Source organism: Paraburkholderia sp. BR10936 (genome assembly GCF_040965735.1).
In the GTDB taxonomy this organism is placed as follows: domain Bacteria; phylum Pseudomonadota; class Gammaproteobacteria; order Burkholderiales; family Burkholderiaceae; genus Paraburkholderia; species Paraburkholderia nodosa_A.
In genome coordinates, this window is the sequence record NZ_JBFRCM010000012.1 from 266,459 (window position 1) to 291,998 (window position 25,540).

The window sequence follows — 25,540 nt, forward strand, 5'->3', positions numbered from 1 at the left end:
GAACTACCATGGAAACGTATTCGCGGGAAGAGGGCGATCAGGTCAACATTCTTGTCGTCGACGATGTGCCTGAACAGCACCTCGTTCTTCGCAGCGTTCTCGAAGAACTCCGCGAGAACATCGTGGAGGTTTCATCCGGGCGGGCCGCACTTGCGGCCGTGCTCGAACAGGAGTTCGCAGTCATCCTGCTGGATGTGAACATGCCAGGCATGGACGGACTGGAGACGGCGTCGATGATGCGCGCGTACCGGCGAACCAGGCAAACGCCCATTATCTTTGTCACCGCTTATGTGGATGAAAAGGAAATGTCGCGCGGCTATTCACTGGGCGCTGTCGACTATATATCCTCGCCTGTCGTTCCGGAGATACTGCGGGCGAAGGTCCGCGTTTTTGTCGACATGTACCGGATGCGCAACCAGCTACTCGCGCGCGCGGCCGAGCGCGAAGAACTTGCAAAAGTCGAGGCGCAGCGCGCGGCTGCCGAGCAGGCGCGATACCGAGCCGACTTTCTCGCCCGCGCGAGTCAGGCGCTGACCCGCTCGCTGGAGGTCGACGATACCGTTGCGAGGATCATTGAACTGCCCGTGCCCGCGCTCGCCGACCTCGCGGTTCTGGTGTTCACCGCCGGGGAAGGAGTGGCGCCGAAAACCGTTGCGTACATTTCGAACGCTGCGCACGCAGGCGCTCAAACCGAGGCGGCTGGCGTCCTGCTGCCGCGGACTTTGCCTTTGCAGGCACTCGACGATCTGGTCAAAGAGTGCCTCTCGAAGGGCCTCCCGGCAACGCGCCAGATCGACGGGAGCCCGGTGCTGGCGTCCAGCCACGACGACGGCAGCGTTACCGGGATGCCCCTCGAACTGGACGCAATGACGGCCTGGCCGTTACTGGTCGACGCCGCCCAACCCTGCGTCATCGTGCTGGGCGTGCGCCACTCGATCGAACGCATCGACGAAGGGCCGGTGACGCGCGAGTTTGTGAGCCGTGCGGCAATCGCGCTCGAAAACGCCTTGCTTTTCTCGGCGATCCGCGATGGCGACCGGCGCAAAAATGAATTTCTGGCGATGCTTGCGCACGAACTGCGCAATCCCCTTGCGCCTATCGTCAATGCCGTGGCGGTGATGCGAAGTGCCAAGTCGACGGATCCCCACGTGCTGCGATGGGGTAGCGACATTATCGGAACGCAGGCGGAGCATCTCGTGCGCATTGTGGACGACCTCCTCGACGTCTCGCGAATTGCGCGTGGCGTGGTCACCCTTCGTACGGAATTCGTGCTCCTGTCGAGCGTCATCGACCGGGCAATCGAGGCGAGCGGACCGCACTACAGCAGGCGTTCGCAAACCCTGATACGCGAAACTCCGGATGTCGACGTCGTGATCGAGGGTGACATCGTCAGGCTCTCACAGATCGTGACAAACCTGCTCAACAACGCGTCCAAATTTACGTCGCCCGGGGAGCGCGTGTACATCTCGACAAAATATGACGGCGCGACAGCCTCGATTGTCGTCTCCGACGAAGGCGTTGGTATCGATCCCGCGTTTTTGCCACACGTTTTTGAACTCTTTGCACAGGGGCAGACTTCGCTGGACCGCAGCCAGGGAGGCCTCGGCATCGGCCTGACGCTCGTGCGCCATCTCACGGAAATGCATGGAGGCACGGTTCAGTGCGAGAGTGAGGGCCAGGGAAAAGGAAGCCGGTTTACCGTCCGCTTGCCGGCACGCGCGGTTCAGCAGTTGACCAAAACACAGACGAACGTGGTTCCGATACGGCGCACTCAAGGCGCGCGCGTCCTGATCGTCGACGATATGACCGCGACAGCAGAAAGCCTTGAAGCATTTTTGCGCATACATGGGCATCAGGTTCAGCGTGCCTCTGATGGCCCCACAGCGCTCTTGCAAGCACGTGCATTTCTGCCGGAAGTCATTCTGCTAGATATCGGACTGCCCGGTATGTCAGGCTTCGAAGTCGCGCAGCATCTTCGCGCCGACGAAGCGTTGCCGCGCAGCCTGATTATTGCCATAAGCGGCTACAGCCAGGAGGACCATCGAAACCGCGCTTCCGATGCCGGTATCGATCATTACCTGGTCAAGCCGGCCGATCTCAACGTTCTGATCGGCATCATCGAAGACTACGGACAGTCGAAGACGCCTGGTAACGGCGCTTTCGCCTAAGCAATTGCAGGCGGCTGCTGAGTGATCCACGTGCCAGGCATGCAGGCAGAACGTCGCGACGCAGCAGCAGGGCGCGGCAAGCCCCTACGGTCGCGCCTGTTGGCGCCGGTATTCTTCCTGTTTCATCTCCATGTACTGCTGCCGGTCAATTTCGTGCAGTTGCCGTGGATATTGCTCGCTGGCACTGAACCAGTTACTCAGGCGCTGCTCCACGCGATTGTCCGGTAGGCTCGTCGGTTCGCCGAGATAGGCATCGATGGCCAGGTAGTAACGCATGGTATTGCGTTCCACCAGACCGCGCACCCCGTCGACGAATTTCGGCTCTGCCGCGGACGGTTCCGCGAGGTTGGTGAAGCCGACCTTGCCATGACCGAAAGTCGCGAGATAGCCCTTCATGGCGAGACGCCCGATTGCCCCGTAACTATACGCATAGGTCAGGTGCAGGAACGTGCGACCACTCCCGAGCGACACCGCTTCCAGAACGATCTGATAATCGCGGGTGTTCAGCGGCCCGCTATCGGAGTGCAGTTTTAGCCGGAAGTATCCCGGGCTGGTGGTTGCCGGTTCGTAATCGAATTGCAGGCGGTAGGTGGACGCGAGTTCTTCAGCGACTTCCTCCTGACTGACGTATACGGTCAGCGTGTCGCCGCTGCTGTTGGCAGAGGCGTGGCAGTACTTGATATTGGGATGCAGGATCAAGACATCGCACCAGTTTTTCGCGCTCTGCGTCGGGTCATTAAATACATCACTGACGGTCCCGAATGGGTAGTCCAGCACAGCGTAGATTTCGCCCGTGACGGTTGAGGGGGACTCGCGGGAATCGAGATACAGCCTGCGATGAAACGCGGCATGGTCGAGTTGTGGTTTCAGGCTCTCGTAGGTGGCGCGCAAGCTGGTGGCATTGTCAGCTGGCTGAGCAGACAGCCCCGCGCACGGCAAATAGCTTGCCGCAAGAATGGTCAGCGTGCGCGCTATCGTTCGCACCAGCGTCGTGACGCGGTCTCTGCGAGCCCGATGAATTTCGGATTCGATAAAATCGGACATAAGGGTCCTGGATCGGGATGGCCCACCATCCACGAATGTATGCTTGTTCGTCTGGTTCCGCGCAAGGGACATGCCTCGCGGGCGGTTGATAAAGACTCGATGTGGCCGGTCCGATGCGCCGCGCGATCGAGAACTATCTTGCGGCGAACGATCTCGCCATCGAGCCGGCACAACATCGCCCTGGCGCTCGATGAAACGGACTGCGAAGCCGTCGCCGCGCTCAACCTGTCCCGGTGAATGCGTTTTGCATAAACGTAGACTGGGTTCGTCGTATGGATCTACAGACTCGTGCGTAGATGCCGATAAAGAAGGGTTGGGCGAGAGATGGCAACGGAGTTCGGAGATTGGCCAGTGGTACTTTTTGTATCGACCCACCGTGGAAAGAGGAAGAAAACAAGGAGAAGGCGAGAATGGATCGGGCGACTTTATCGCGGCTGCGTCAAACTATTGACGACCTGGAACGCTTATCAGCGACGCTTCCCCATAAGAGTGAGGGAGTCATATTCCTCGCTCGGATCATTCATCAGTTGCAGATCCTTCAGGACACGGTCATTGCGGGAGATGCCCGCGAAACTGTATTTGTGTGCTCGGAGCAGATTGCGTCGATCGCGCGCTCGCGTGAGACGTTCGTTCGTGTTGCTGGCCTCGTGCTGTATGCCCAGGCCGTTGAGATTCTGACGGCGCTACAGAAGGAGGCGCACGTTTTCGCCGCCATTCAGCCGCAACATCACGGACCTGGCAAGATGATTCACGGGTGATCGACGCGCTTCCAACGGACAACGAGACGCAGCAGCTCGGCCATAGCGGACGGTCGGTGACCCGCGGCCGTGAGGCGGCTGCACGTTCCATTGCGGACATTCGCATCGCCACGCGTCCCTAGCTGCTCGCCGATGCAAGTTCCAGTTTCTTGCGCTGCAGGAACCGCCGCACGGCCGGATCGCGCTCGAGGCCGATGGCGAGATCGTACGCGTCAAGCGCTTCGGTCGTAGCGCCGGCACGCGCGAGCAGATTGGCACGTGCGGCCCAGTATGGCTGGTAGTCAGTCAGCCGCGGATCGTCCGCATACGGCGCGAGCGCGTCGAGCGCCGCCTGTGGGCCGTCGCGTTCCGCCAGTGCCAGTGCGCGGTTCACCGCGATGACGGGCGAAGCTGCAATGGCGAGCAGCCCATCGTAAAGTTGCACGATCTCGTCCCAGTTCGGGCAATGCGATCGGCAGCGATGCACATGGGCCGACTGCAGCGCGGCCTCGAGTTGAAAGCGACCGATTGAATTTAACGCGTTCGCGCGCCGCAGGAGTACGTTGGCTGCGTCAATCATCGGTGCGTTCCATGTTGCCGGGTCCTGAGCCGATAGTGGCACGTAATCGCCGGCCGCATCGCGTCGGGCATCTCGCCGCGCCTGCGCAAACAGCATCAGCGCAAGCAGACCCAGCGTCTCCGGTTCCTCGGGCAGCAGTTCGACGAGCAATTGTGCAAGATACAGCGCCTCGTCGGCTAGATCGCGCCGTTCGGTATCACCGCCGACCGGGTCCGTCCAACCTTCCGCATACGCTGCATAGACAGCTTCAAGCACTGAGTCGAGCCGGCCGGGCAGTTCCTCACGCTCGGGCACGCTGAACGGAATGCCCGCTTCGCGGATCTTGGTCTTCGCGCGCACGAGGCGCTTGCTCATGGCGGCGGGAGACATCAGAAACGCGGATGCAATCGTCTTCGCATCCAGGCCCAGCACGACCTGCAGCATCAGCGGCGTGCGAATTGCGGCCTCGAGTGCAGGGTGAGTGCACGCGAAGAGCAGCGCGAGCCGCCGGTCCGGCAACGCGCCGGGTTCACACTCGTCGATCTCTTCCGCGAGGATCGCGAGCTGGTTCACCACTGCGTCGCCGACATGGCGATGGCGTGCGCCATCTATCGCCCGGCGGCGCGCAACGGTCATCAGCCAGGCTTCGGGGCTCGCGGGGCAGCCGTGCTCCGGCCAGTCCGTGAGCGCCGCCGCAAACGCGTCGGCGAGTGCGTCCTCGGCCGCGGCGACGTCGCGCGTGCGCATCGCCAACAGCGCGACGAGCTTGCCATAACTGCGGCGCGCGACGGCCTCGGCAATGGGATGTGCGGCGGCGTCAGCGTGACGGCCGCCGCCGGACTGGCTCATGCAGCAGATGGCGCGTCGTACGGAGCGGTCCAGACCGGGCGCACTTCCATGATGCCGTGCGCCGCGCCTGGACACCGCGACGCCCACGCCATTGCCGCGTCCAGGTTGGGTACGTCGATCAGGTAGTAGCCCGCGAGCTGCTCCTTCGAATCGGAGTACGGTCCGTCGAGCACCTGCGGCTTGCCGTCGACCAGCCGCACGGTCGTGGCCGTATTCGTGTGCTGCAGCCGGTTGGCACCCACCAGCGCCCCCGCTTTCTGGAGCGATTCCGTGTATGCGTGATAGGCGGCGACGCCTTGCTGTCGCTCGCTGTCGGTCATCTGGTTCCAGCTGTTTTCTTCCGAATAGATCATCAACAGGTATTCCATTTGAGCCTCCGTCATGGGGTTGAGGCGGATGAATTCCATCGTCCCGCCATCATAATGACGCTCTCGCGTCATGCTGACGGACAAGGCGCATCAAAAAATCGCGGAGGGCAGATGTCAAGCGGCAGCAGCGAGAGGTCGATGAATCAATGCAACTAACGGCCCGTCAGTTTCGATTGCACGCAGCGCGGAGAACGCCAGGTGATCTCTCGATGCGTCATGCCGTGACCAGATCGAGCGATTGGCGGGAATGTCGCATGACGTGCCGCTGCGCGAAACGAAGCGCAGAGAGCGAATCTCTGCGCAGTTTATATGCAGTATCAACTGAGAATGGGTGGCAATTCCCGTCGTGGCGAGTTTGGCAGGACCTTCGGTTGCATCGGTTTCGTCTCGACGATGAGGCGATGATGCGGCACCGGATGAGCGGCGGCAGTTGCGAGCGAACGTCGCGAGCCGTCACTGTGCGGCGGTATCTTTGCCGCCAGGCGCGCGCCAGCGACCGGCTTGTGCCGGGTGTTGTCCTTACTGTTGCCGGTTGAAGCGCGATGCGGCGGCGCGTCCGTTGTCGTTCGCGCGACAGTACTCGGCGCATGCCAAACGTTTGCGTGACGGCCATAGCTGAACGCGTGATGCGATCCACCCTCCGGCGCGTGTGCGGCAGCAACCGGCTCGTGCCGAACGTTGCGGACAATCTGCCCGGTCACGACGTGACCTGTATGGTTCCCGGAGTCTTTCGGCCAAAGCCCGAGCATCGCTGCCCCCGCCTTGAGTGCTCCGTCGTCATCCTGGTCTTTATGATCGCCCGACGGCGGCGCAGGGCGGGCTGCCGCGGCGGCGCGCGGTCCGGCGCCCGCAGGCTGGCAAACACATGCGTTGCCCGCAGCCGCACCGACCGAGATCTGACCTGTTGCCTCGGTCCGTTTCGCGACGATGCCGTGACACACATCCGGCGGCACCGATTGTTCGCGATACTCGACGGAGGCCGCGGCCGCCGTCGTCACACTCATTACCGCAACCGCCATTACCACTGCCATTGTCGCGCGCACGACATGTCCCCTTGTTTGATTTTTGCGCCACCCGGGCGGCGATTATACCTATCTGGCATCAGAGACCGGCAAGCGCTTTTGAAGCAAAAAAAAGGGCGCATTCCCTGTCGACTTGCCTGAACGGGAGTGAGTTGTTGGTGGGCTCGTACAGTTCGATCACCGTGGGCGCAGCGTCAGGACGCCCGCGCGGCCGCGTGAATGGCCGGCTAAACCGCGGGGCGAACGGCAGAAATGGGCCTGCCCGACCCGATTGCCGCTTGCACGGCTGGCGCTTTCATGACGTAACGTCATCTCGCCCGGGGAGAAGCGACACGGCGCCGTGCCAGCGTCCTGTTCCGCTGGCGGGCCTTGATCCCAAGCGCCCAGATTGCCGGCGCGCGCGGCAGTGCTGATGGGCGCCAACCATCGAAGGCCTTGCTTCCGCCCACCGTGCAACTAACGGTCCCCTCCACCGACACCCCCTAACCGCCGGTTCCCGGCGCATTACTTCAGCCGGCAGGGCAGGTGGCGCGCTCGGTCGCTTGCCTCTGGCTGTCATGGGCGTCTCGAGCGTCGATGGTCGACGTCCTTGCATTTTCCGAGGAAGGTGCAGCTGGCAGGTGTTGCCGCGTGATTTTGCGTCTCATGCGCTCCAATGTACTCGTCGGAGGAAGCTGGCGATGCGTGCAGCAGGATATGTACAAGTACTTGTACATGAATGAGGCGCGTGGTAGACTTGTACGATATTTGGTACAAATCTGCCTCGAAGGAGGATGCATGCGCACGATTCCCTTTTCGGACGCCCGCGCGAATCTGAAGCGCGTCATTGACCAGGTAGTGGATGACGTAGACGTTACGCTCATTACCCGGCGGGACGCACCCAACGCGATCGTCATGTCTCAGGAGCATTACGACAGTTTGATGGAAACGGTCCACCTGCTGCGCTCCCCGGCCAACGTAGCCCATTTGGAGCGCTCAATCGCGCAGGCAAGGTCGGGCAAGGTCAAGTCCCGCAAGCTGGTCGAAGACAGCGAATGAGCGCGCCTTGAACATCATGTGGACCGCCGAGGCATGGGACGACTATGTCTACTGGCAGGGGCAGGATAGAAAGACGTTAAAGCGGATCAATCAACTCATCAAGGAAACGCAGCGCTCCCCGTTTGAGGGCATTGGCAAGCCCGAGCCATTGAAGGAAAACCTGACGGGTTTCTGGTCACGCCGGATCGATGAGACGAATCGTCTGGTCTACGAAATAGACCGCGCGCAGATCAACATCATTTCGTGTCGCTATCATTATTGATCGACGCCATCGTCCAGCTGCATTGCGAGGCTGCCCGAATTCTCCAGGCATGCCTGCCGACCCATCCCGGACGCGAACCGGTAAGCGGTAGATCGGAGCGCATTTGACCTGCAAGCTGTCTTTTTGCTGATCTGGGGCACTTCTGCTGGGGAGCGTCGCTTCGCTTTGCGGTCGAAGCATTCGCGTCCAGGAAAGGGCAGCCGCCCAGTACGCGCACGCGCCTGCGTGCCGTTGACCAGGACCGGTCACCTGACGGCGCGATGCCTGCATCCAGGCATGCTGAAGGCGAGGCCGGTCAGTGCTTGAGGCGACATTCCCATGCATGACGAGCCCCAGCCGGGATTCGTCGGATCGACACCACATCGCCGTCTCCCGGCAATCACCTGCGTGGCGAAAGCGGCGATCCCTGCGCTTCAATTTACAGGCTGCCGGGCGCGCACATATGCCAGCAGCGCGAGACGGTTCCGGCGTTTTGGAAGAGCTGGGGGCGCGTTAATGCTCCTTCGGTTGACAGTCGATCTGTAGTGTCGAAAGTAGCGGGACAACGTGCGGGCGTGGCATGCATACTATGTTCGCAGTTCGCTCTCGAAAGACGTGTTTGGCGGAGAGGCGAGGGCGGCAGGTAAATGACCGGGTTTGACCCGCTCTGTGCCGGACGTGGCGGTCGCTGCTCGATCCGCGCGAGCCCTTTAATGTGGAAGAACATCGATAGCGGCTTCCGAGCTGAGTCTCTTGATGTTGTTCAGTGGCGGTGTGCCCGTAGCCGGTAGTTCGAGATGAACATGACACGCCGGCCCTGCGGATGGCGACGCGGATCGCGTCAATCACGAAGCTAATGAAAAGGTAGGAAGCATGCGATGACCGAGCGCCAAGGCTTTCCGCTAATCACGGTTAGGAAGCCCCGATTCAGCTGAGTGCCACAACCGTCCTCTTTTCCTCAAAATTCTTCCCACCACACTTCGGACAAGCGAATTTTTCCTTTGTTGTGAAAAAATTCAGAAGCCTGTTAGCGGGCGGCGAAACGAGGCAATCGAGATAATTTTTATCCATAGGCCCGACGCTATATGTCGTAGACCACACGCAGGATTTACAGGTTTTCGTGATTTTAAAAATTGGACCAAGCACAAGAAAAGCCTCAATATTCCTGGAATTAGATTCTTAAAACAAGCTAGACTCAGCTCCTTCACCACGGCACGCGGAATTGTCGGCGATCTGAATTCCCCTGTCGAGTGACTGAAATTCGCCGAATGCAGCCAGGACGGGCATTGACCAAGCGCGGTCAGACGGCTTGGCATTCAAGTCGTGCACATCAAGACAGTTCAGCGGCGACTTGAAGCGAACTGAACAGGGTTCATCGTGAACCGTCGCGTCGGCAATGCGTTTGAATGGCAGCGCAAGGAGGGGGCGAATGTTCTCGAACAACTCTCCGCTTGAAACGCTCGCTGCAGTTGCTATTGTGTTCGTCACGGGTGTTTTGTCTACCACCGTATTTGGCAAATAGATCGATAAGGTGCACCGCGATGCAGGCGCCTTCGCCGCTCGACGCCGCATAGAGAGTGGGGTGGTCTCGCTCCGCAAAACCGTTCCGATTGTTGTTTCACTCTCCGTCAATTTTGATGCGGTTCGCTACGCAGCTTCATCGTTGTGCGGGGTTCCGGTCCGTTAGCTTCCCGAATAAAGGCTGATCCCGTTACGAGCCTTCCAGAGTCGAGAAGTATCATTTCCGGGAGTTCGGCGGCAAAGTCCTCACGCCGGGCGCGAAACGGAGTCAATTGCGTCTCGCCGGACCTTTTCGATGTATTTTCCGATCGCAAACGTGGACACGACGCCCGCCGCAAAAGTGATTGCGAACGCGGCAAGCGTTTCGAGTGCTGAGTTGTTGTACGGCATGGTGATCGACTCCTCTCACAAGATCGGCGCCAGTCATTCCGGCGCAATAGCATTCATCGTATGCGGCTAACTGGACACGCGTTGTCCGGACGGCGCGCTTCGCTGCAGCCCGTCGAATCACCTCGATGAACACGGCGCAAACAGGCGTGCGGCAATGAATCCATCCATTGCCGCACGCGCTGCACTCAAAGTTCCGGCGTGTGCGCGAGTTCTGGCGGAATGCCGAAGAGTGCCCGACCCTCGGCGGCGGCAGATCTCACGCTGTCGTCGCTATCAGATTCGAGCCGTCGACGAACGTTTTCGTCGATGTTCCAGCGGGCGAGGCGCCTTCTGATTTCCGCACTGGAATGGCTAGCTAACGCGCTCTGAATGCGCACATTCGTGACTTTATGGTCCGCGAGTAGCTCGTTGGGGATCAAACCGCTTCTCCAGTTCGTCATTGCTTGCAGCAATTCGAAGAAGCCTTCACTCAAAGTCAGGCCGACGTTCGCTTCCATCAACGTGCACCCGTATGTGCGCAGCACGCTGGATTCACTCTCGAGGAGCGCTCGCACGACACCTTCGGACACACGGCGTGAAACGACGCTCTTGCGAGAATCGGCGTCGATGCTGTTGTCGTAGAGCAGCCGGATTCTTTTCTGGTCGTCGAGCTTCTCTGCCAACTGTTCGCACACCGCATGACGGACAGCATGATGCTGGTGGATGACCAATTCTTCCAGGACACGCTCATTGACGCCGAAGCTGGTCTGGATGATATTCACAAGCCGCAGCGTGTCACTAAGCGGCCGGAGCATGATGTCGCGGATGACGCGTTCCGACATCTTGGGGTTCGCGAGGACGGCTTTGACGATCTCGTTGTCTTCGCTGTCGAGCAGGGCGAGCAGGGCGGTCTCGTGCTCGCTTGCGGCGAGCTTGAATCGCACCTTGTTGTCAGCGTCGTTCGCGAGGGTGCGCTGGACCGCATCGGTCAATGCGGGATTGTCCACCAGCGCCTGTCGGACTGTGACTGAGGTGTCGACGGCCAGCTTTTCCTGAACCGCTTCAACTATGCGGTTGTGCGCAAGATTAACGCGCACGCGGAGATCCCCGGTCGTGGCGAGCAAGTCCTGAACCGCCTGGTGCAATGACGTGTTCGATGCAAGCACGCGGGGAATTTCGGCGGGTGCCGAATTTGACACGAGCCATAGCTGAAGGTCGATGCCAATGTTTGGGTTGGTAGCCAACGCCTCCTGCAGCGGGCCGGCCTTATAGCTATATCCATAATCTATGCCGTTCTTCCGGTCGAGCGGTTTATCACCGTCGGCGACGTAGCCCGCGGCCCTCAAAAGGCGCTCAGGCGCGGACGTGACACGCATGACGCGAAGAAACACGGCTTCGGGGAAGTTGCTTGCCATGATTGCGCGCTCGAGCTGATCGACCGGCGCGCGTCTGTGTGCGCACGCAAGCGCAAATATCTCGGTATCGGCGCCTTTGCCTTCGCCTTTGTTGATCCGAGCGGAAAGCGCTGATTCCGGGCAGCGAGGGTGTTCGAACACGGCGCGGCGCACATCGAGCTCGGGATCGTCCGCGAGCTTTTCGAGCAGATCTTCCGGCACCTCTTCATCCGTGGCCACATCGATGCGTCGGGCAGGATTCTCGCCCTCGGCCAGGCGAATCATTTCCGCGACGCTCATGCCTTCATGGATCGAGGCGGATTTCAGTTTGAGCTTCTCGAAGGCCTCCTCGTATTCACGAACCTTCTTCTGCATGGTTTCGCGCAGAGGCTTCGTCTGCGCAATCGCGGCTTCGAGCCGCGATTGCGTAAGTGGTTCGTGTTCGTTGAACGCCGTCACCAGCGCTTCGTTGACAGCGTTTTCCATGTCGGCGCCGGTGAAGCCGCGACACTGCGCGGTCAGCGCCGCGAGATCGAACCTGGCGGGGTCCTGGGAGCGCCGGCTCAGATGAATGTTGAGAATCTCGCGCCGCTCTCGTGCATCGGGAAATCCCACATAGAAAATTTCGTCGAACCGTCCCTTGCGAAGCAACTCGGGCGGGAGTGCTGTGATGTCGTTGGCGGTCGCGATCGTAAAGACAGCGCCGGACTTCTCCTGCATCCACGTGAGAAAGTAGCCGAGCAGACGCGAGGTGACCTCTGACGCGTTGGCGCCGCCCATGCCGACGAAGGCCTTTTCAAGCTCGTCAATCCACAGCACGCACGGGCTGATGGCCTCTGCGGTCTGCAGCGCGCGGCGCATGTTGTGTTCGCTCTCGCCCACGTATTTGCCGAGAAGCGAGCCGATGTCGAGACGCAGCAGGGGCAATTCGAACATCGTGGCCGTCACTTTGGCCGTCAGCGACTTGCCGCAGCCGGGCATGCCCGCAATCAGCACCCCTTTGGGCGCCTGGACGCCGAATGCCTTTGCCTCTGCGAGACGACGGATCACGTCGGCTCGGCTCTTGAGCCACGTTATCAGGTTAGTGAGGCCGCCGACCTTGTCGGCCCCGGCATCCGGTTCGACCATCCCGAGCACGCCACCCTTGGCGATGACTTGCCCCTTTTGTTTTGCGACAACGGCGAGCGCGGTTTCGTCGAGCCGCCGCGTGCCTTGCGCGTCGGCGAGCGAGAGCGCATGCGCGATTTCCGCCTGGTTCAGGCCGCCGCAGGCCACCGCAAGGCGCTTGAGAAGATCCGGCGCGAGCGCGTAGTGCGCGCGGACTTGAGCCTCGATTTCGTCGCCGCTTGGCAAAGCCAGCCCATAGACCATCAGCAGCGCTTCGAGTTCGATGGGAACGTCGAAGCGCTCGGAGATCAGCACGACGGCGGCGCGCCCGCCATGATGCCGCGAGAGGCGGTCCAGCAGCAGCTTGAGCCGGGCGAGCGCGATGCCATTGCCTTCGAGGGCGAGTTGCGCATGGCGCACGATCAGCAGGCGGCCGTCGAGCGGCTCGTCGAGCATGCCTTCGAGCGCGGCTGCGAGGTCGTAGACGCGCGCGCCTTCGTCGCGCATCGGCTGCTTGTTGTCGAAGCGGGTCCAGCCATAGGCCCGGTTCCATTCGAGCGGCCGCAGCGAGCGTTGTTTACACAGATCGGAGAGAAGATCGTCGAGCCTGCGTTCCTCAGTGGACTGGATGTAAAAACCCGTGGCGCCCGCACGAATCTGGTCGTCGAGTTCCGCGAGCAGTGCCTGTCGTGTTTGCATAGACCGGCTTCCCCTATCAAATGCCGAAGAGCGACAGCATGGAATCGACCATGCGGCTCGCGCCTTCCGTGATCGAGTCGGCGACGCGCGACACAACCTGGACGGCCTTTTTGCCGAGCGTCTTCGAGCCGGCATAGATGGCTTTGCCCACAACGCCTCCTGCCATGCCGGCCACGAGCCCGCCCGTGAAGCCGCCGATGGCGACGCCTACGGGTCCGAATACCGCACCGACGGCGGCGCCGAGGGCAGCACCTTCGGTCATCACGGCCAGCGAAATGATGGCGACTGTCGTGGTTTCGCCGATGGTGTCAAGCGCCTCTTCGGCGGTGATGCGGCCCTGGCCGAGTTGCCAGAGCACCTTGACATTTTCAAGCGCGATAAACGCCGCCGAAGCGATACGGCCTGGCGCGGTCTGCTTGAGCAGCTCGCCGAGCAGGCCGCGTTTGACGGCGATGACCATGGCCCCCGCAAACGCGGTGTGAAAGCCCGCGTTCGCCGCGCTGCCAAGGGAGCCGAGAAGGAATGCCTTGAGGTCTTCCGCGATCGTCGGGTTGGTCTTGCCCTGCAGCGTATTCCATGCGCGGCGGCCGAGAATGCGCGCACCCTCGAAGCCTACGGCCACGACAGCGGCGAGCAGGGCACCTTTGAGAATCTGACGCGCCACGGCACGCCGGTTCACCCGCTCCCAGTCGTAGAACGCCGACTCGCCGTTTTCCTGTGCGTCGTGTTGTTGCTGCTTCGCCTGTTCCTTGCTGAGCGGCTTCGACGAAACACCATCCATCTCAATCGTTTCGGTGCTGCGTGACACCGCGTCGCCGTGGCCCTCGGGCACGAGCTTGCGCTGACCGCGATAGTCACCCTTGGCAAACAGATCGCTGGTGACATCAGCGTCGGCGCCGTACTTGGATTGATACCGACGCATGATCTTGCCATCGCCGTCGCAGATCACGATGTCGACCGAATTCTTGCCGTAACGTTCGCCGGGGGCGGGCGCCATGACTTTCGCGCGATAGGGGCTGCCGCGGGTGACGGCATCGACGTTGAAAGTGTCGACGTGGTGCTGCTCGGCGATGAAGCCGTCCAGATTCAGGCAGCCGCTGATCGCACCGTCTGCGCGGCGGATTACCGTGGCGCTGTTGCGCGTGGCCTGCTCGAGCGCATTTTCGACGGTGTTCGCATAGGCACCGACATCGTGGACACCCTTGGTCGCCGCAACGCGTTCGAGCTCGCTCGCGAACCACCCCGCGCGGCTCTGGCCGTTTGCCAACGCGTCGTTGAGCGACGCTCTGCGTCCGAAGGTCTCGGCCACACTCACCGAGACTTCGCGCGCCGCCGACTCGATCTCCGCTTCATCGCTCCACAGTTCCGGGTACTTGCGGAACTGGACGGTTAGCCATTGTGCATCGGTTTGCTCGCGATCCTTCGCCGCATAGTCGCCCAGAAACGTACTCACGATGTGCGCGGCTTGTGCCGCTGCCGCATCGAGCGGCTCGCCACGCTCGTTGACGGGCAGGCCTGCTTGCTCATCGCCGTCATCAAGGGAGGTGTCGTGCACCGCGATATCGCCGGCGTCGCTCAAGGCGACGGGGGTGGCCGCCGATAAACCCGTGGAAGAGGCTGCTGGCGTGGCGGGACTGGAATCGTTGCGGGTCAGGAGTGACATATTCGCTTCGTTTAAAAGTGAGTGACGGGTGTGTGCCTTCGTGCCTGCGCGGCAGCCCGCGCTGCGTGTTCTGGCGACCCCGTCATCATTGGTGTCCATCTGGACAAACCGTGTCCGATTGACGGAAGAGCATGGCGCCTGTGGCCGGAATCAATAACTTCTCAAGCGAAAAAATCAACACCATCCATGCTCACTCTGGAAGAAAAGACCGTACTCGACATCATGGCGTCACAGGCGCAACGCGCCTGGCCTTCCGGCGAACTCAAGCGTGCCGTGCTCGCTCGCCTGCCGGAGCTGGGCGAAAGGACCGTGCGCCGTCTGCTCCTCAAACTGCAGGACGAACGCCTGATCGAACGCGAAGGCGAGGGCCGCAACACGACGTGGATGCTGCTCGCGCGCGGACCGCGCGACGCGATGCGCCCACCGGTCGATCTCTCACTTGCGTTACTCAAACTGCGTCAGCTGGCGAGACACCATGTGCCTCCCGGCGTTATCGGCGATTTTCAGGAATATCTTGAGGGCGCCAATCGCGTGCTGGGCGTTCCGCCGCCGGACTCCCGGATTCGCAATGCGCAGGCATGGATCGGCAAGACGGCTCGTGTCGAGCCGGGCTATCCCGTGCTCGCGCCCGAGATCGACGACGTCGTGTTCGACACTGTCTGCGCCGCGCTTTACCGCGACGAGACTTTGCATATCGCTTATTGCCCCGCCGATGCGCCCTTGGGCGTCATGCGCGAATACGTGGTGTTGCCGTATGCGATCGTCGAGAAGGCGCCGTTCTGGTATCTGGTGGTGAGCCTGCGCCGGTCGAGCGGGGCGCAAGGCGATCCGTTCCTGCTGCGCATGGACCGTATTGTGTCCGTTGCGTCGCGCGGCTATGGCATGGAGCGGGACGCGTCGTTCGATCTGGCGGCATTCATTCGCGGAGAAAAGATCTTTGAATGGTTTCCGGAACCGCCAGAACAGGTGATGTTGCGCGTTACCGAGGCAGGCGGCGTGCGTAGTTCGTTTCGTGCGGCGCGGCTCGCGCACGATCAGGTCATTACGGAAGAGCCGGGCGGCTTCGTCTTGACGGCAACGATGACGCCCTCGCTGGCATTGCGCAACCTGCTGCTCGAACATGCGTCGACGGTGGAGTTGCTGGCGCCCTCACGAATGCGCGAGCAAATCGCGCAGCAACTGGAAGCGGCCGCGCGCCGGTATGCGCTGAAGCCTTCGGTGCCAGCGTCGTCTGAAGAGTGAAGCGCAAGGAGGTGACCCACGCAGCGTGAGTCACCTCCTTGCATCATTTTTCCTTCTTGTACACGACCGTGAGCTGGCCCTTTACCTGATTCTTGCCAAGTTCGTAGTCGGGGTCCCACGTCGCCAGATTGTGAGCCGCGATGGCCGCCGCCGACGCGACGCCGGCGAGCGCCGTCACGCCGCCCAAGAGCGAACCCGCCATTGCTGCAGAACGGTACTCCGTATATACCCGGCAGGTTAATCCCGCCTTCTCGATGCGGTTTTCGACCTTTTCGACTACCGAGCTCATGTGTTGAATGCTGACGATCTGAAACGACGTCTTCGACGCGATCAGACTGTCCAGCTTCTCGCTGGTCAATTCGTCGGTGGTGTATCGTGCATACTCAATAGACATTGCATTCCCGTGGATTGATGTGACGATTCGAGCGCCCAGCGTCGCGGCTATCCTCGCGCCAAACGAGCTCGTACTGGACGATTTATCGGCGCCGTTGAGCAGGACTTTAGGCGCGCGTGGATTCGCCCTATTTCGCGACCAGGCCGAGCGCGCATAAAGCGAACGCCAACGACGGCAGCATGCGCCAGCGCCAGTGCGAATCGTCTTCGGTCGCGGAGGGTTCAAGATCCGGGGAGTCAGCCAGGGCGCAGGTGTAGACGAGCGTCCCGTTGCTACGGACGGGCAGATCAACCGGGTGATGCGCATGCACGGCTTTGCCGAGGTTGCCGTACTGGAGGTTGGCTCCGCTGTAGTTCGAGTAACCAGCAGCCTTTGCCAGCTCCGTTGCAGTTATGATGCGATCGGGGGCGCGATAGCGAGCCTGCAGCATTTTGAGCTGACCCGTGCTGAGTTCCGGCAAGACCGCCTCTAGCGCGCGCGTATATGCCGCGTCCCCGGCGTCGCCGTCACGCGCGGCCACGCCCAGATCGGAATCTATAGCATTGCGGGTCCGCTGAATGGCGTCAGGCACGTCGCACCCAATCAACTTGTGGACGGGCACGCCGTCGCGCCAGGCCCAGCATCTTGCCCCGTTGTCCGCTGGTTTTGCGACAAGGCGGTATCCCCGATATCCGTATGTTTGGTCCTGGTCCATTTCTGCTTGCGATTGATGAGGTTATCCTACTTTTCGGCACATAGCCGTGCCACTCGCTGCCCAAAAGTATGGCTTAAAGGATTCTGAACGGAAACCTTTTTAGTTTTCGCGTCATTTTCCGTCCTGCACGCCGTACATTTGACGCGGCGAACCCAGGAGGCTAAAAATTGTCAGCAATACGCTCCCAAAAACCCGGCTCGTCGTGGTGGGCATTTTGCATAGCGGTCTGGAGATCCAGAACGAAGAAGCTTGTGTCCGGGAAGCGAATCGTCCCATCTGGATATTCGAGAAACGTTTGCAGCTTCTGATATTCCGGAGCGAGGACGTCGAACGGTACGTCGATATAAACCGCCCCGTCGTAAGAGGCGAAACGATACTCCGAGGCGATTTCGCCACACGGCTGCCAGCCTATACCCATCGAATCGAGCCATCTCAGTATCTCGATACGACTTTCGTTCAACGTGAATCGGCCAGGATCACGCTTGCCTTCGCGCGTGAACGTCAAAAACAGGACATCGCGCTTTTTGGAACGCGCAATCGCGTCAATGTGTTCGATAAGCTGGGGCATGTTGGGTTCTCAACCGTGTTGGCACGCAAACCGCCGGGAAAGTTCGCGCTCGATGTGCCGAAGCGCTTCGAGCGCCGTCCCTTGCAGACTCACGGTGTTCGCTCTGGCCGCTTGCACATCGTGCGTATTGATGCGGACAAGGGGAATGCGCAGGCTTTCGGAAAACATACGTACCGTCGGGAGCGCGAGTCCCGCGCCGATTTCGATGACCAAGGGACGCTCGGGGGCGCCACGCCAGACCTCCATTCTCAGGCGTTGCGCATTGGTACGCGAGACTAGCCACGCCGGATCCGAGAACAAAAGGAAGTTCGGGCGCGCGGGGCCGCCGCAGCGCGGACAACGTGGCAGTAGCGTTGAATATGCGGCGTGCATCGATTTATCGAATCCCGTCGCTGGCCAGATTTGCGGCGAGCACGGCCGGGCGCACTGGAAATGATGGATTGAGCCATGGCATTCGAGAATCCGCGTCTCGGCAAATCCAGCAGCCTGGAATTGCCCGTCGACGTTGCTCGTGTAGACGAATGCGCCGTGCGTCTTCTTGCGGGCCCATTCGAGCAACAGGCCATATCCCTGATGAGGCGTCGTTCGTCGGCATACGTCAAGCGCATGACCATAGAACTGCATTGCTTTCCTCGGGTTGGCCGTAAAGCAGCGTCCTTGCAACAGTTCGCGCAGGCCATCTTCTGTCGCGCCAGGCGTGTCGAGCGCTGTCCAGACGCCGCGCGATCCACGAAAATCCGGCAGTCCGGAATCGACGCTCATTCCCGCGCCTGCGGCGATGATCAAAGCGTCCGCATCGGCTATCAAGTCGGCTGCACGGTGGATCTCATGGGCGTTCATTCAGCTTCTCCGTCGATTGATGACGGCCTAAGCATCCACCTTGAACAGGACAGATGCTGTCCTGATTCGCGATGCGTCGTGGGTGGGGCCACACACGAGCGATCAGGACATCGAGTGTCCAGATCATGCTGGATAATCGACTGTGGCGCCCGTTGGGCAAACATTCAGGTCGCACCTGCGCGGGCGCTCGCCGCAATTAAAGTCGCTAACCGGGATGCCGATATCGAACGGTATCCGTAATGCTGAGAATCGCCGTATGACAAAAGACGAGTATTTGACCGGGGAAGTGAATAAGTTCGTTGTGTGGATGAGCAAGCATCTCGATAGCGAAACGTTTGCGCACGCTTATCGCAACAGAAAAAACGGTATGCAATGGAAGTGTCGCAGCCTTTTCGATGCCTACGTTCAATATGCCTGGCCTCACGACGAAATCGCTCGGCTTGGAGTACTGGAGGGCAGCACGTTCACGTCGAATGCGAAAGTGCTGGCTGCGCTGCGGTCCGATCTCCTGGCTGCACTTGACTCGACGCGTAGTGACCGCGACGCGCTGGTCGCCGCTATCGACGTTATGATCTGGGGTGGCGTGCGACGCGGGAACGTCAACTGGTTGCTTCAGAACGAACCGGGCCTAGCCGCGCTGATCAATGCAACGCGGCTGGCTTTCGAAGCTGGCGACACGGCCCATTCCACGCTAACGTCTCGCGCGTTGCGGTTCAACGCCGGCATGACAAAAGTCTATTCGCTGGTATGCAGCGATTTCATCATTTACGACAGCCGGGTCGCTGCGGCGCTCGGATGGGCGGTGGTCAAGTATTGCCGGATTCACGGAATTTCGACGGTGCCGGATGGACTGAGGTTCCCTTGGGCTCCAGGCTATGAGGCGGCCAACGCGCGCGCTCCGAAGCAGCGCAATCCGAGTGAGGGAGGTTGGAACTTTCCTCGCTTGCAGTCGGGGCCGATGCATGCCGAATGGAATATGCGAGCCAACTGGATCCTGACCGAAGTCCTGCGTCGGGAAGGCGCGCCTCACAGCGGCTTCAGGGCGATCGCCGATGAGGGCACGCGACTTCGGGCGCTCGAATCGGCGCTTTTCATGATTGGATATGACCTGAATTCGCCATCGACGGGAGACACAGTATCCGCCGACGACGCGCCCAGCGGCGATCAGCTGAGCGGCGGCCCAGTCGCTGTTTCCGATGAGCCGAGCGAGAGCTGGGTTGCTTGCAAGACCCTTGGTAGGCGGACGGCCTTCCGTTACCGAATAGTCACATCCAGTATCGAAACGGTGGGCGAGGGCGCGGATCAGATAATCGAATTCAGCGACGCGATTGTCAACAGGGCCCTGACGCTTCTCGTTTCCGCGGAGGAATACGGCGAGAAGCCATTCGGTCTGCACAATAGCGCGACGGAGACCCGAGACCCGAACGGCCGCTGGGGCATGGGCAAAGCCTACAGGCTGGCACGAAACGAGGCTGGAAATGCTCCTGACACCAGCAGACTCGTCGCCGTCCTCGAAGAAGTGGGCGTCCTTGAACGCGTGCGGAAAACGCCGCACCTCGCGTGGCGGCTTGCCTCCAAGGTGGACGTCGAGAACGGCTGCGTCAATATACGGCCGCTCCTTGAGTGGTACCTATCGCGAGAGCAGGACGCTTGAAGCGTCAGCAGCCCTCCGGCGTGCCGGCTCTTGCGCGCGACGATCGGCAAGGCGCTGACTGCTCATCGACGCCCCCGGGGCGCAGCAAGCTCATCAGTCCGTTTCGCCCCAGGTATCGCCGAGTTCATTCAATAGCGTGTCGAGCGTCCGATTGGTCCATCCGACAATCGCATTGCCATCCGACGTCAGCTCGACCATCACGCAATCCCGCGGACGGCTCGAGCGGATGCGCCATATCAGTTGCGGTTTCGTTGGAGGATCGGCCCACGCCTCTCGCGCGGCCACGCCTTCCAACTGATAGCGGACGAGGTAGTTCGGTGCCCGGTGGCTTCGGGCCTGGTGACGTGAGCGGTGCCGCGCGAGGCGAACGAATTGCAAGCGAACGCAGGCCAGCTTGCCCGCTTCGATGATCAATGAGTTCCTCCGGTGACGGGAACGTCCCGAATATCGCTTGAAATTCCATTGTCCGGTGCCGTTGGGACAAATCATGTCCTCATCGTGCGAAGCCTTCATCCATTCCGAAGATCGACAGGCGCGATGGTGATAGAGGCGACGCCAAATGTCTCGAACGCCATCTACGCTATGGGTTTGTTTATCGATACCCATCTGAATCGCGAGGTTCTCTTTCAATGACCAATAGTGAATGCTATGAGCGCGCGGTGGACTGGCTGTCCGAAGCGGACGGTTTGCTGATTACGGCGGGCGCCGGTATGGGAGTGGATTCCGGCCTGCCCGACTTTCGCGGGAACACGGGCATGTGGGCTGCGTATCCCGCTCTGGGCGACGCGAAGATCCCGTTCCAGTCCATCGCCAATCCGGATGCGTTCAAAACGGATCCGACGCTGGCCTGGGGCTTCTATGGTCACCGCCTCGCGCTCTACCGTCGTATTGAACCGCATGGCGGCTTTGCGATCTTGCGCCGATGGGCGCAGCGCATGGAGCATGGTGCATTCGTCTTCACGAGCAACGTCGACGGCCAGTTCCAGAAAGCAGGATTTCCCGAGGAAGTGGTCGCCGAGTGTCACGGTTCCATTCACTTCCTGCAGTGTACTCAGCCGTGCTCGCATGCTATCTGGCCAGCAGATGGATTCGAGCCGCAGGTCGACCCGGTTGCGTGCCGGTTGCTCAATGCGCTGCCGCGCTGTCCGCATTGTGCTGCACTGGCCCGGCCGAACGTCTTGATGTTCTACGACTGGAGTTGGCTCGACTCGCGCGAGCAGCGCCAGCGTGCGCGGCTCGATGCCTGGCTGCGAGGATGCACGCGTCGCGTGGTGGTCGAACTGGGTGCAGGCACTTCGCTTCCTACGGTCAGGCGCTTCAGCGAGCGCAATGGACCGCGTGTCATCCGCATCAACTCGCGCGAGCCCGAAATCGACCCGGGGCGTGGAGTGGGCCTGCGCGGTGGCGCGCGCGACGTCCTGGCGATGCTCGATCGGCTCTGGGCTGCGCGGTAGTGTGGCGGCGCGGTCGCGCAGCGCACAGGATTCAGGACGAGTTGCCGATATTCCAGAGACTGCACATTGACTAACCGGCGCCTTTTCCTGCCCGAATGTACGGTCAGCAACGGACGTACGGGGTACGCAAGCGCTTCAGCTGATGTCGTGTCGCGATGCCGGGAGCATCGCCATCGCGTCTAACGCCGAAATCTACCGTACCCGTCTGCGTAATTTGTGCCGCCCATTCCTCGCCCGCATTGACGGCATGGGCGTAGTCTCGTCTGAAAAGCCAGTGCGAGCGGAAAAGCTCCCGCGAATAGCCGAAGCAACCGTGGGCGTCGACGATGAGGTACGGCTGCTGTACCTTTACGAGGAAACTGAGCTTCAACTTTCAGACGAGTCTCGCCAGCCACTGTTCGCGTTCTTCGGGGCTGGCGATTTGCCCGATGCGTTTGAAGTGCGGGCCACGGTCGGTCAGCGCTTCCAAGACTTCGGGGTAATCTTTCGACAGCAGTTCGTGGAATGAGCCGAAGAACAATGTTCTCGCACAGCGAAGCGTCAAGATGAACGATGTGTTTGAGTGTCACGGAGTGTGTGCGAAGGAGCGGTGACGAGGCGGCGGCTAGGTTGTTTTGTTATCCTAACCATTCACCTTTGCGATGAGAGTCTCGTGTGCTTTGGTGCTGTGTCCGTTCTCTGATGTCGACAGTACGCGGCGGCACACGAGGGAGCCGTTCCTGCAAAGCCTGCAGGCGGCGAAGTTGCGAGTGCATGAGGCCGGGCGTCGCCTCAACCTGGCGGATTCTCCGGCGCCAGTAGCCAGGACCGAAAATGGCCAGAGTATCCGCGCACAGTACCCGTTCGAGGTGGGCGATCGCGGCATCGAGATTCCGGATGGTGTAAGGGCTCGGAATGCCCGATGCGAGCGTTTCACACGCCGCGGTTTTGGCCTTCGAAAAGCCGCTGTTGATCATGCGGATTGCGACAGGTTCCTTCGCGGATGTATCGGCGAGACTCCGGCGGCTGGGTGTCGATGCGGTCATCCGCTCCCCTGTGTAGTGGCGATGACGAAATGATGAGTCCGCATTCGGACACATCGTGTCCCGATGTCTATTTACTCAGATCACATCGAGGGCCTGCGAACGCTTTCGGTGCTCGGGCAATGACCATACTTTTGCGGCGTAAGTGCCATGGCATTGGAACATCTGCGCGACGATCACTTTCGCGTGGTCGGTAGCATCGAGACGGACGCTTCCGACAAGCAGGTAGAGCGCGACTCGAAATTCCAGCGGATCGGCGAACATGACCCTCGCTTGAATCTGACGTGCGACCGGCAGTTTCGCTTCGCGGGTACGGGTAACCTGTGGGTCGCCATGATTTGGGCGGACGGTTGAAGAGTAGGCCCCACGGCTGGGAATACGGTCAGGCTACCGGTTCCGGCGCCTGATCGATGTTTGGGACAGCCAGCGCTAACGCCGACGAGCGGCGACATCAACCGCCGCGTGCCTGGCGTCAATTACGCGGTTGCGGTGATGGCCATCGTTGGCTCGATGGCGCCACCGGCAGCCCTTGCGGCTCAAGGTATCGCGAACGGAGCGGCCGCGGTCATGGGCGCTGGCGGTGGCTCGCCCCCGGCACCGGGCGCCGATGCTGTACTAGCGGGGGCAGCTTCCGGACGTCCCGCAACACCGGTTGCTGGTACGACGCCATCGAATGCGATAGCGTCTAGCAACAATGATGGCGAGGGTGCCCTCACGTTGTCGCAGGGTGGCGGTTCCAGCGGTGATTCTAGTGGCCAAGGGTCTGCTACAGACAACGCAAGCAACTCCGCGTTTACCGACAAGTATCTGGATGGCTCGGGCGGCCGTTGGGGAAATACGAATACACGTCAACTCAACTACGATGTTGGTCAGGCCTTGGTGCAGGATGGCTATCGGATTACTGGCGGCGGAGGCATCACGTCGGAGGAATATATTCCGGGTTCGGGCCCAGGTTCTACGGGGGGGTCTTATGTTGATATCACAGCACAATCGCCGAATGGGGATACGGTTCGAGTGCAGACCGTCACTACCGCATCAGATGGCACAACGCCAACTGCATCCGAACAAGCCGCTGCCGCGAGGATACAATCGGCGTACCCCAACGACACTTTGATCTTGATACCGAAGGGGGCGAGCCAAGCCCAGATCAACCAAGCGATTCAAAAGGCACTGCAACGATGAAACGCATTTTCTTTTTTGCGACTAGAAGTGACATATTGACTGTAACAGGCCTTGTGGAGCAGAGTTCAGATCTGGCTTACATTCTCTCGCATCACAACTTGTTTCCCGAATATGGGGGGGGCGTCCCGCGATATGCCTCTGCCTCTGAGATTCCCACACTTGGCATTGCCGCGCGTCAGCAAACGTCTAGCTGCGAACGGTATATCGTAGTGCATCGTTCTACTCATGTAGAACCTGTCACAAGGGTCTACGGCGGCGCGGAAAGAACGGAGTACGAGCTGGGAAATATTCCAGATGGCATAGAGTTCAATGCAGGTGGATTTTGGGAGGAAAGAGTCCTTATAAGTGGCTTAATTCAGACTTGGTCGGAAAGTACATCGGCACAGCAGTTGATGCAAAAATTCTTCACCGCCATGAAAAAGACGTTCAAGGAAAAGGTAAATGTCTATTGGATTGGGCCAGAGGCCTTTCAGTTTTTGGAAAAAGGAGGACGGCTGACACTGAATGTCAGTGCTGCTCCTTCGTTCGATATAAAGATTGCTCAATGATCCAACCTTTGGGGGCGGCTCCCGTCATTATCAGGTAGTCATTCCATGCAGTTAAGCGCGCCTACAGCCCGAGATCCGCAGGAAGGGGAGAGTGCTGGCTGCTCGATGGCATTCAGGCAAGGATGCGCGTTGGAAGGGAGGAAACGAATGTTGTTGTGTTTCGAATATGAATGGGCCTTATCGACCCAGAGTGTGTGGACACACCAATTTTTACCGGAGGTAAGCGGTAGGCTGACCGTCACGTGCTTCAATAGCCTCAATCGCAGCTTGAGCCGAAATTTTTACGTCGCGCTTTCGAGACATTAGGTTTTGCGCGAGAGCGGGCAATGCCTTGCGTGTGCCAATCTGATTGAGAGTGGCTTGGCAGTAAATGACGTCATAGGGATCAGAAGTTGTAGTGAGAACCTCTAGCAACTTGTCTTCAACCTCGGCGCTTGCGCATCGTTTTAGTGCCTGAATCGCGGAATGTCTCACCTGCCATCGCTTATCTTGAACAAACGGAAACATTGGCCTGATGTCGACGCTGTCTGGCTTTGGAATATCAGCAAGCCGTTCAAGGAGACTTGCCAGCGCATACCTGTCCGGCTCTTTGGACGAGTATTCAATTAATCGTGACGCGCACTCTCCGCTGAGACAGTTCTTTCCAATCTTGCCGATGATGAAGTAGGCCGCAGAACGCTGCTCCTTTCTTTGCTTCTGAGCGAGGAATGCATCAAGTTCATCAACCAAAGTCATGTCGGCAAGCAGTTCCGCTTCACGATACGCCTGCCAAGAGACTGAATCGTTCGAGCTAATCTCTTGCTGCGCGGTCATCCGTTGAATTAATTCGAGCAGTTCCTGCCGCATCACCGTACCTTACGAAAACAATTTGCGAATCTAATAGCCCCGGTTGGCCGCCGAAATAGCGAACGGCTCAGCGACTCAATTGAAACGATCTGCGCATCTAGCGCGAGGGACCGGAACTGGCCGCACTGCGTCCCACGACCGGACACGTCGCTCTCGCCGCCCCACGTCTCATGCAACGGGCATAACCGACCCAGAGTGTGTGGAAACACCAACTTTTTCCGGAGGTGAGCGGTAGGCAATCAGATCGATCGAGTTCGATACGCCGAATTTGCGCTAATCGGACGTCGCGAGTACAACAAAGCCCCTCGGGGCTTCAG

General features: G+C 60.1%; 24 protein-coding genes. 9 read left to right on the forward strand and 15 right to left on the reverse strand.

The window, feature by feature from the left end; all coding sequences use genetic code 11:
• Positions 1-8 precede the first annotated feature (8 nt).
• Positions 9-2,168 carry a response regulator gene (locus tag AB4Y36_RS24785; protein WP_368684377.1) on the forward strand — a complete coding sequence of 720 codons (2,160 nt, stop codon included), beginning with the start codon at positions 9-11 and terminating at the stop codon, positions 2,166-2,168.
• An 84-nt stretch (positions 2,169-2,252) separates the two neighbouring features.
• Here AB4Y36_RS24785 and AB4Y36_RS24790 read toward each other — a convergent pair whose 3' ends face one another.
• Positions 2,253-3,212 (reverse strand): hypothetical protein, encoded by a 960-nt coding sequence (locus AB4Y36_RS24790; RefSeq protein WP_368684378.1) that lies wholly within the window; start codon positions 3,210-3,212, stop codon positions 2,253-2,255.
• Between the two features lie 344 nt (positions 3,213-3,556).
• Here AB4Y36_RS24790 and AB4Y36_RS24795 point away from each other — a divergent pair, with 344 nt between their 5' ends.
• Entirely contained in the window at positions 3,557-3,970 is a 414-nt protein-coding gene (locus tag AB4Y36_RS24795) for a hypothetical protein (RefSeq protein WP_368684379.1), read from the forward strand.
• Positions 3,971-4,088: 118 nt separating this feature from the next.
• On the opposite strand, the gene AB4Y36_RS24800 is transcribed toward AB4Y36_RS24795, so the two are convergent.
• From AB4Y36_RS24800 to AB4Y36_RS24810, 3 genes are all read right to left on the reverse strand, one after another.
• Positions 4,089-5,357 carry an RNA polymerase sigma factor gene (locus AB4Y36_RS24800; protein WP_368684380.1) on the reverse strand — a complete coding sequence of 423 codons (1,269 nt, stop codon included), beginning with the start codon at positions 5,355-5,357 and terminating at the stop codon, positions 4,089-4,091.
• Positions 5,354-5,725: a YciI family protein gene (locus tag AB4Y36_RS24805; protein ID WP_069262408.1), complete on the reverse strand. Its 372-nt coding sequence runs from the start codon at positions 5,723-5,725 to the stop codon at positions 5,354-5,356. The genes AB4Y36_RS24800 and AB4Y36_RS24805 overlap by 4 nt, the downstream gene beginning before the upstream one ends.
• Positions 5,726-6,042: 317 nt before the next feature.
• A complete protein-coding gene (locus tag AB4Y36_RS24810) occupies positions 6,043-6,729 on the reverse strand; it encodes a hypothetical protein (RefSeq protein ID WP_368684381.1) in 687 nt (228 codons plus the stop codon).
• 795 nt (positions 6,730-7,524) lie between these two features.
• On the opposite strand from AB4Y36_RS24810, the gene AB4Y36_RS24815 reads away from it, so the two are divergent.
• Positions 7,525-7,785, forward strand: coding sequence for a type II toxin-antitoxin system Phd/YefM family antitoxin (locus AB4Y36_RS24815; protein ID WP_069262059.1), 261 nt, complete (start codon positions 7,525-7,527; stop codon positions 7,783-7,785).
• A 16-nt stretch (positions 7,786-7,801) separates the two neighbouring features.
• Positions 7,802-8,047 (forward strand): Txe/YoeB family addiction module toxin, encoded by a 246-nt coding sequence (locus AB4Y36_RS24820; RefSeq protein WP_368684397.1) that lies wholly within the window; start codon positions 7,802-7,804, stop codon positions 8,045-8,047.
• 1,158 nt (positions 8,048-9,205) lie between these two features.
• On the opposite strand, the gene AB4Y36_RS24825 is transcribed toward AB4Y36_RS24820, so the two are convergent.
• The 3 genes from AB4Y36_RS24825 to AB4Y36_RS24835 form a co-directional block, all read right to left on the reverse strand.
• The gene (locus AB4Y36_RS24825) at positions 9,206-9,514 is read right to left on the reverse strand and encodes a hypothetical protein (protein ID WP_368684382.1); all 309 of its coding nucleotides are present in this window, start codon (positions 9,512-9,514) and stop codon (positions 9,206-9,208) included.
• 608 nt (positions 9,515-10,122) lie between these two features.
• Positions 10,123-12,924, reverse strand: coding sequence for an AAA family ATPase (locus AB4Y36_RS24830; protein WP_368603107.1), 2,802 nt, complete (start codon positions 12,922-12,924; stop codon positions 10,123-10,125).
• A gap of 208 nt (positions 12,925-13,132) precedes the next feature.
• A complete protein-coding gene (locus AB4Y36_RS24835; protein WP_368684383.1) occupies positions 13,133-14,779 on the reverse strand; it encodes a hypothetical protein in 1,647 nt (548 codons plus the stop codon).
• A 186-nt stretch (positions 14,780-14,965) separates the two neighbouring features.
• Here AB4Y36_RS24835 and AB4Y36_RS24840 point away from each other — a divergent pair, with 186 nt between their 5' ends.
• Positions 14,966-16,021, forward strand: a complete 1,056-nt coding sequence (locus AB4Y36_RS24840; RefSeq protein WP_368684384.1) for a helix-turn-helix transcriptional regulator — start codon at positions 14,966-14,968, stop codon at positions 16,019-16,021.
• Between the two features lie 43 nt (positions 16,022-16,064).
• On the opposite strand, the gene AB4Y36_RS24845 is transcribed toward AB4Y36_RS24840, so the two are convergent.
• From AB4Y36_RS24845 to AB4Y36_RS24860, 4 genes are all read right to left on the reverse strand, one after another.
• Positions 16,065-16,415: a hypothetical protein gene (locus AB4Y36_RS24845; RefSeq protein ID WP_368603104.1), complete on the reverse strand. Its 351-nt coding sequence runs from the start codon at positions 16,413-16,415 to the stop codon at positions 16,065-16,067.
• Positions 16,416-16,542: 127 nt separating this feature from the next.
• Positions 16,543-17,109 (reverse strand): hypothetical protein, encoded by a 567-nt coding sequence (locus AB4Y36_RS24850; RefSeq protein WP_368684385.1) that lies wholly within the window; start codon positions 17,107-17,109, stop codon positions 16,543-16,545.
• A 160-nt stretch (positions 17,110-17,269) separates the two neighbouring features.
• Positions 17,270-17,677, reverse strand: coding sequence for a hypothetical protein (locus AB4Y36_RS24855; protein ID WP_368603102.1), 408 nt, complete (start codon positions 17,675-17,677; stop codon positions 17,270-17,272).
• A gap of 9 nt (positions 17,678-17,686) precedes the next feature.
• Positions 17,687-18,517 carry an NAD-dependent deacetylase gene (locus AB4Y36_RS24860; RefSeq protein ID WP_368684386.1) on the reverse strand — a complete coding sequence of 277 codons (831 nt, stop codon included), beginning with the start codon at positions 18,515-18,517 and terminating at the stop codon, positions 17,687-17,689.
• 256 nt (positions 18,518-18,773) lie between these two features.
• Here AB4Y36_RS24860 and AB4Y36_RS24865 point away from each other — a divergent pair, with 256 nt between their 5' ends.
• Positions 18,774-20,171: a hypothetical protein gene (locus AB4Y36_RS24865; RefSeq protein WP_368603100.1), complete on the forward strand. Its 1,398-nt coding sequence runs from the start codon at positions 18,774-18,776 to the stop codon at positions 20,169-20,171.
• Positions 20,172-20,264: 93 nt separating this feature from the next.
• Here AB4Y36_RS24865 and AB4Y36_RS24870 read toward each other — a convergent pair whose 3' ends face one another.
• A complete protein-coding gene (locus AB4Y36_RS24870; RefSeq protein ID WP_368610194.1) occupies positions 20,265-20,777 on the reverse strand; it encodes a hypothetical protein in 513 nt (170 codons plus the stop codon).
• Positions 20,778-20,800: 23 nt separating this feature from the next.
• On the opposite strand from AB4Y36_RS24870, the gene AB4Y36_RS24875 reads away from it, so the two are divergent.
• Positions 20,801-21,625: an NAD-dependent deacetylase gene (locus tag AB4Y36_RS24875; RefSeq protein WP_368684387.1), complete on the forward strand. Its 825-nt coding sequence runs from the start codon at positions 20,801-20,803 to the stop codon at positions 21,623-21,625.
• 142 nt (positions 21,626-21,767) lie between these two features.
• Positions 21,768-22,133, forward strand: a complete 366-nt coding sequence (locus tag AB4Y36_RS24880) for a hypothetical protein (protein WP_368684388.1) — start codon at positions 21,768-21,770, stop codon at positions 22,131-22,133.
• A gap of 109 nt (positions 22,134-22,242) precedes the next feature.
• Here the strand turns inward: AB4Y36_RS24880 and AB4Y36_RS24885 are convergent, their stop codons facing one another.
• Both AB4Y36_RS24885 and AB4Y36_RS24890 read right to left on the reverse strand, forming a co-directional pair.
• A complete protein-coding gene (locus tag AB4Y36_RS24885; RefSeq protein ID WP_368684389.1) occupies positions 22,243-22,650 on the reverse strand; it encodes a hypothetical protein in 408 nt (135 codons plus the stop codon).
• A 75-nt stretch (positions 22,651-22,725) separates the two neighbouring features.
• Positions 22,726-22,911, reverse strand: a complete 186-nt coding sequence (locus AB4Y36_RS24890; RefSeq protein WP_368684390.1) for a hypothetical protein — start codon at positions 22,909-22,911, stop codon at positions 22,726-22,728.
• A gap of 914 nt (positions 22,912-23,825) precedes the next feature.
• On the opposite strand from AB4Y36_RS24890, the gene AB4Y36_RS24895 reads away from it, so the two are divergent.
• A complete protein-coding gene (locus AB4Y36_RS24895; RefSeq protein WP_368684391.1) occupies positions 23,826-24,377 on the forward strand; it encodes a hypothetical protein in 552 nt (183 codons plus the stop codon).
• A 210-nt stretch (positions 24,378-24,587) separates the two neighbouring features.
• On the opposite strand, the gene AB4Y36_RS24900 is transcribed toward AB4Y36_RS24895, so the two are convergent.
• Positions 24,588-25,223 (reverse strand): HEAT repeat domain-containing protein, encoded by a 636-nt coding sequence (locus AB4Y36_RS24900; protein WP_368684392.1) that lies wholly within the window; start codon positions 25,221-25,223, stop codon positions 24,588-24,590.
• Positions 25,224-25,540 lie beyond the last annotated feature (317 nt).

Bases quoted from the DNA above. Each gene is read 5' to 3' on its own strand.
- AB4Y36_RS24785 (WP_368684377.1), top strand. From the start codon at position 9: ATGGAAACGTATTCGCGGGAAGAGGGCGATCAGGTCAACATTCTTGTC.
- AB4Y36_RS24790 (WP_368684378.1), bottom strand. From the start codon at position 3,212: ATGTCCGATTTTATCGAATCCGAAATTCATCGGGCTCGCAGAGACCGC.
- AB4Y36_RS24800 (WP_368684380.1), bottom strand. From the start codon at position 5,357: ATGAGCCAGTCCGGCGGCGGCCGTCACGCTGACGCCGCCGCACATCCC.
- AB4Y36_RS24805 (WP_069262408.1), bottom strand. From the start codon at position 5,725: ATGGAATACCTGTTGATGATCTATTCGGAAGAAAACAGCTGGAACCAG.
- AB4Y36_RS24810 (WP_368684381.1), bottom strand. From the start codon at position 6,729: ATGAGTGTGACGACGGCGGCCGCGGCCTCCGTCGAGTATCGCGAACAA.
- AB4Y36_RS24815 (WP_069262059.1), top strand. From the start codon at position 7,525: ATGCGCACGATTCCCTTTTCGGACGCCCGCGCGAATCTGAAGCGCGTC.
- AB4Y36_RS24820 (WP_368684397.1), top strand. From the start codon at position 7,802: ATGTGGACCGCCGAGGCATGGGACGACTATGTCTACTGGCAGGGGCAG.
- AB4Y36_RS24830 (WP_368603107.1), bottom strand. From the start codon at position 12,924: ATGCGCGACGAAGGCGCGCGCGTCTACGACCTCGCAGCCGCGCTCGAA.
- AB4Y36_RS24835 (WP_368684383.1), bottom strand. From the start codon at position 14,779: ATGTCACTCCTGACCCGCAACGATTCCAGTCCCGCCACGCCAGCAGCC.
- AB4Y36_RS24840 (WP_368684384.1), top strand. From the start codon at position 14,966: ATGCTCACTCTGGAAGAAAAGACCGTACTCGACATCATGGCGTCACAG.
- AB4Y36_RS24845 (WP_368603104.1), bottom strand. From the start codon at position 16,415: ATGTCTATTGAGTATGCACGATACACCACCGACGAATTGACCAGCGAG.
- AB4Y36_RS24850 (WP_368684385.1), bottom strand. From the start codon at position 17,109: ATGGACCAGGACCAAACATACGGATATCGGGGATACCGCCTTGTCGCA.
- AB4Y36_RS24855 (WP_368603102.1), bottom strand. From the start codon at position 17,677: ATGCCCCAGCTTATCGAACACATTGACGCGATTGCGCGTTCCAAAAAG.
- AB4Y36_RS24860 (WP_368684386.1), bottom strand. From the start codon at position 18,517: ATGAACGCCCATGAGATCCACCGTGCAGCCGACTTGATAGCCGATGCG.
- AB4Y36_RS24865 (WP_368603100.1), top strand. From the start codon at position 18,774: ATGACAAAAGACGAGTATTTGACCGGGGAAGTGAATAAGTTCGTTGTG.
- AB4Y36_RS24870 (WP_368610194.1), bottom strand. From the start codon at position 20,777: ATGGGTATCGATAAACAAACCCATAGCGTAGATGGCGTTCGAGACATT.
- AB4Y36_RS24875 (WP_368684387.1), top strand. From the start codon at position 20,801: ATGACCAATAGTGAATGCTATGAGCGCGCGGTGGACTGGCTGTCCGAA.
- AB4Y36_RS24880 (WP_368684388.1), top strand. From the start codon at position 21,768: ATGTCGTGTCGCGATGCCGGGAGCATCGCCATCGCGTCTAACGCCGAA.
- AB4Y36_RS24885 (WP_368684389.1), bottom strand. From the start codon at position 22,650: ATGACCGCATCGACACCCAGCCGCCGGAGTCTCGCCGATACATCCGCG.
- AB4Y36_RS24890 (WP_368684390.1), bottom strand. From the start codon at position 22,911: ATGTTCGCCGATCCGCTGGAATTTCGAGTCGCGCTCTACCTGCTTGTC.
- AB4Y36_RS24895 (WP_368684391.1), top strand. From the start codon at position 23,826: ATGAAACGCATTTTCTTTTTTGCGACTAGAAGTGACATATTGACTGTA.
- AB4Y36_RS24900 (WP_368684392.1), bottom strand. From the start codon at position 25,223: ATGCGGCAGGAACTGCTCGAATTAATTCAACGGATGACCGCGCAGCAA.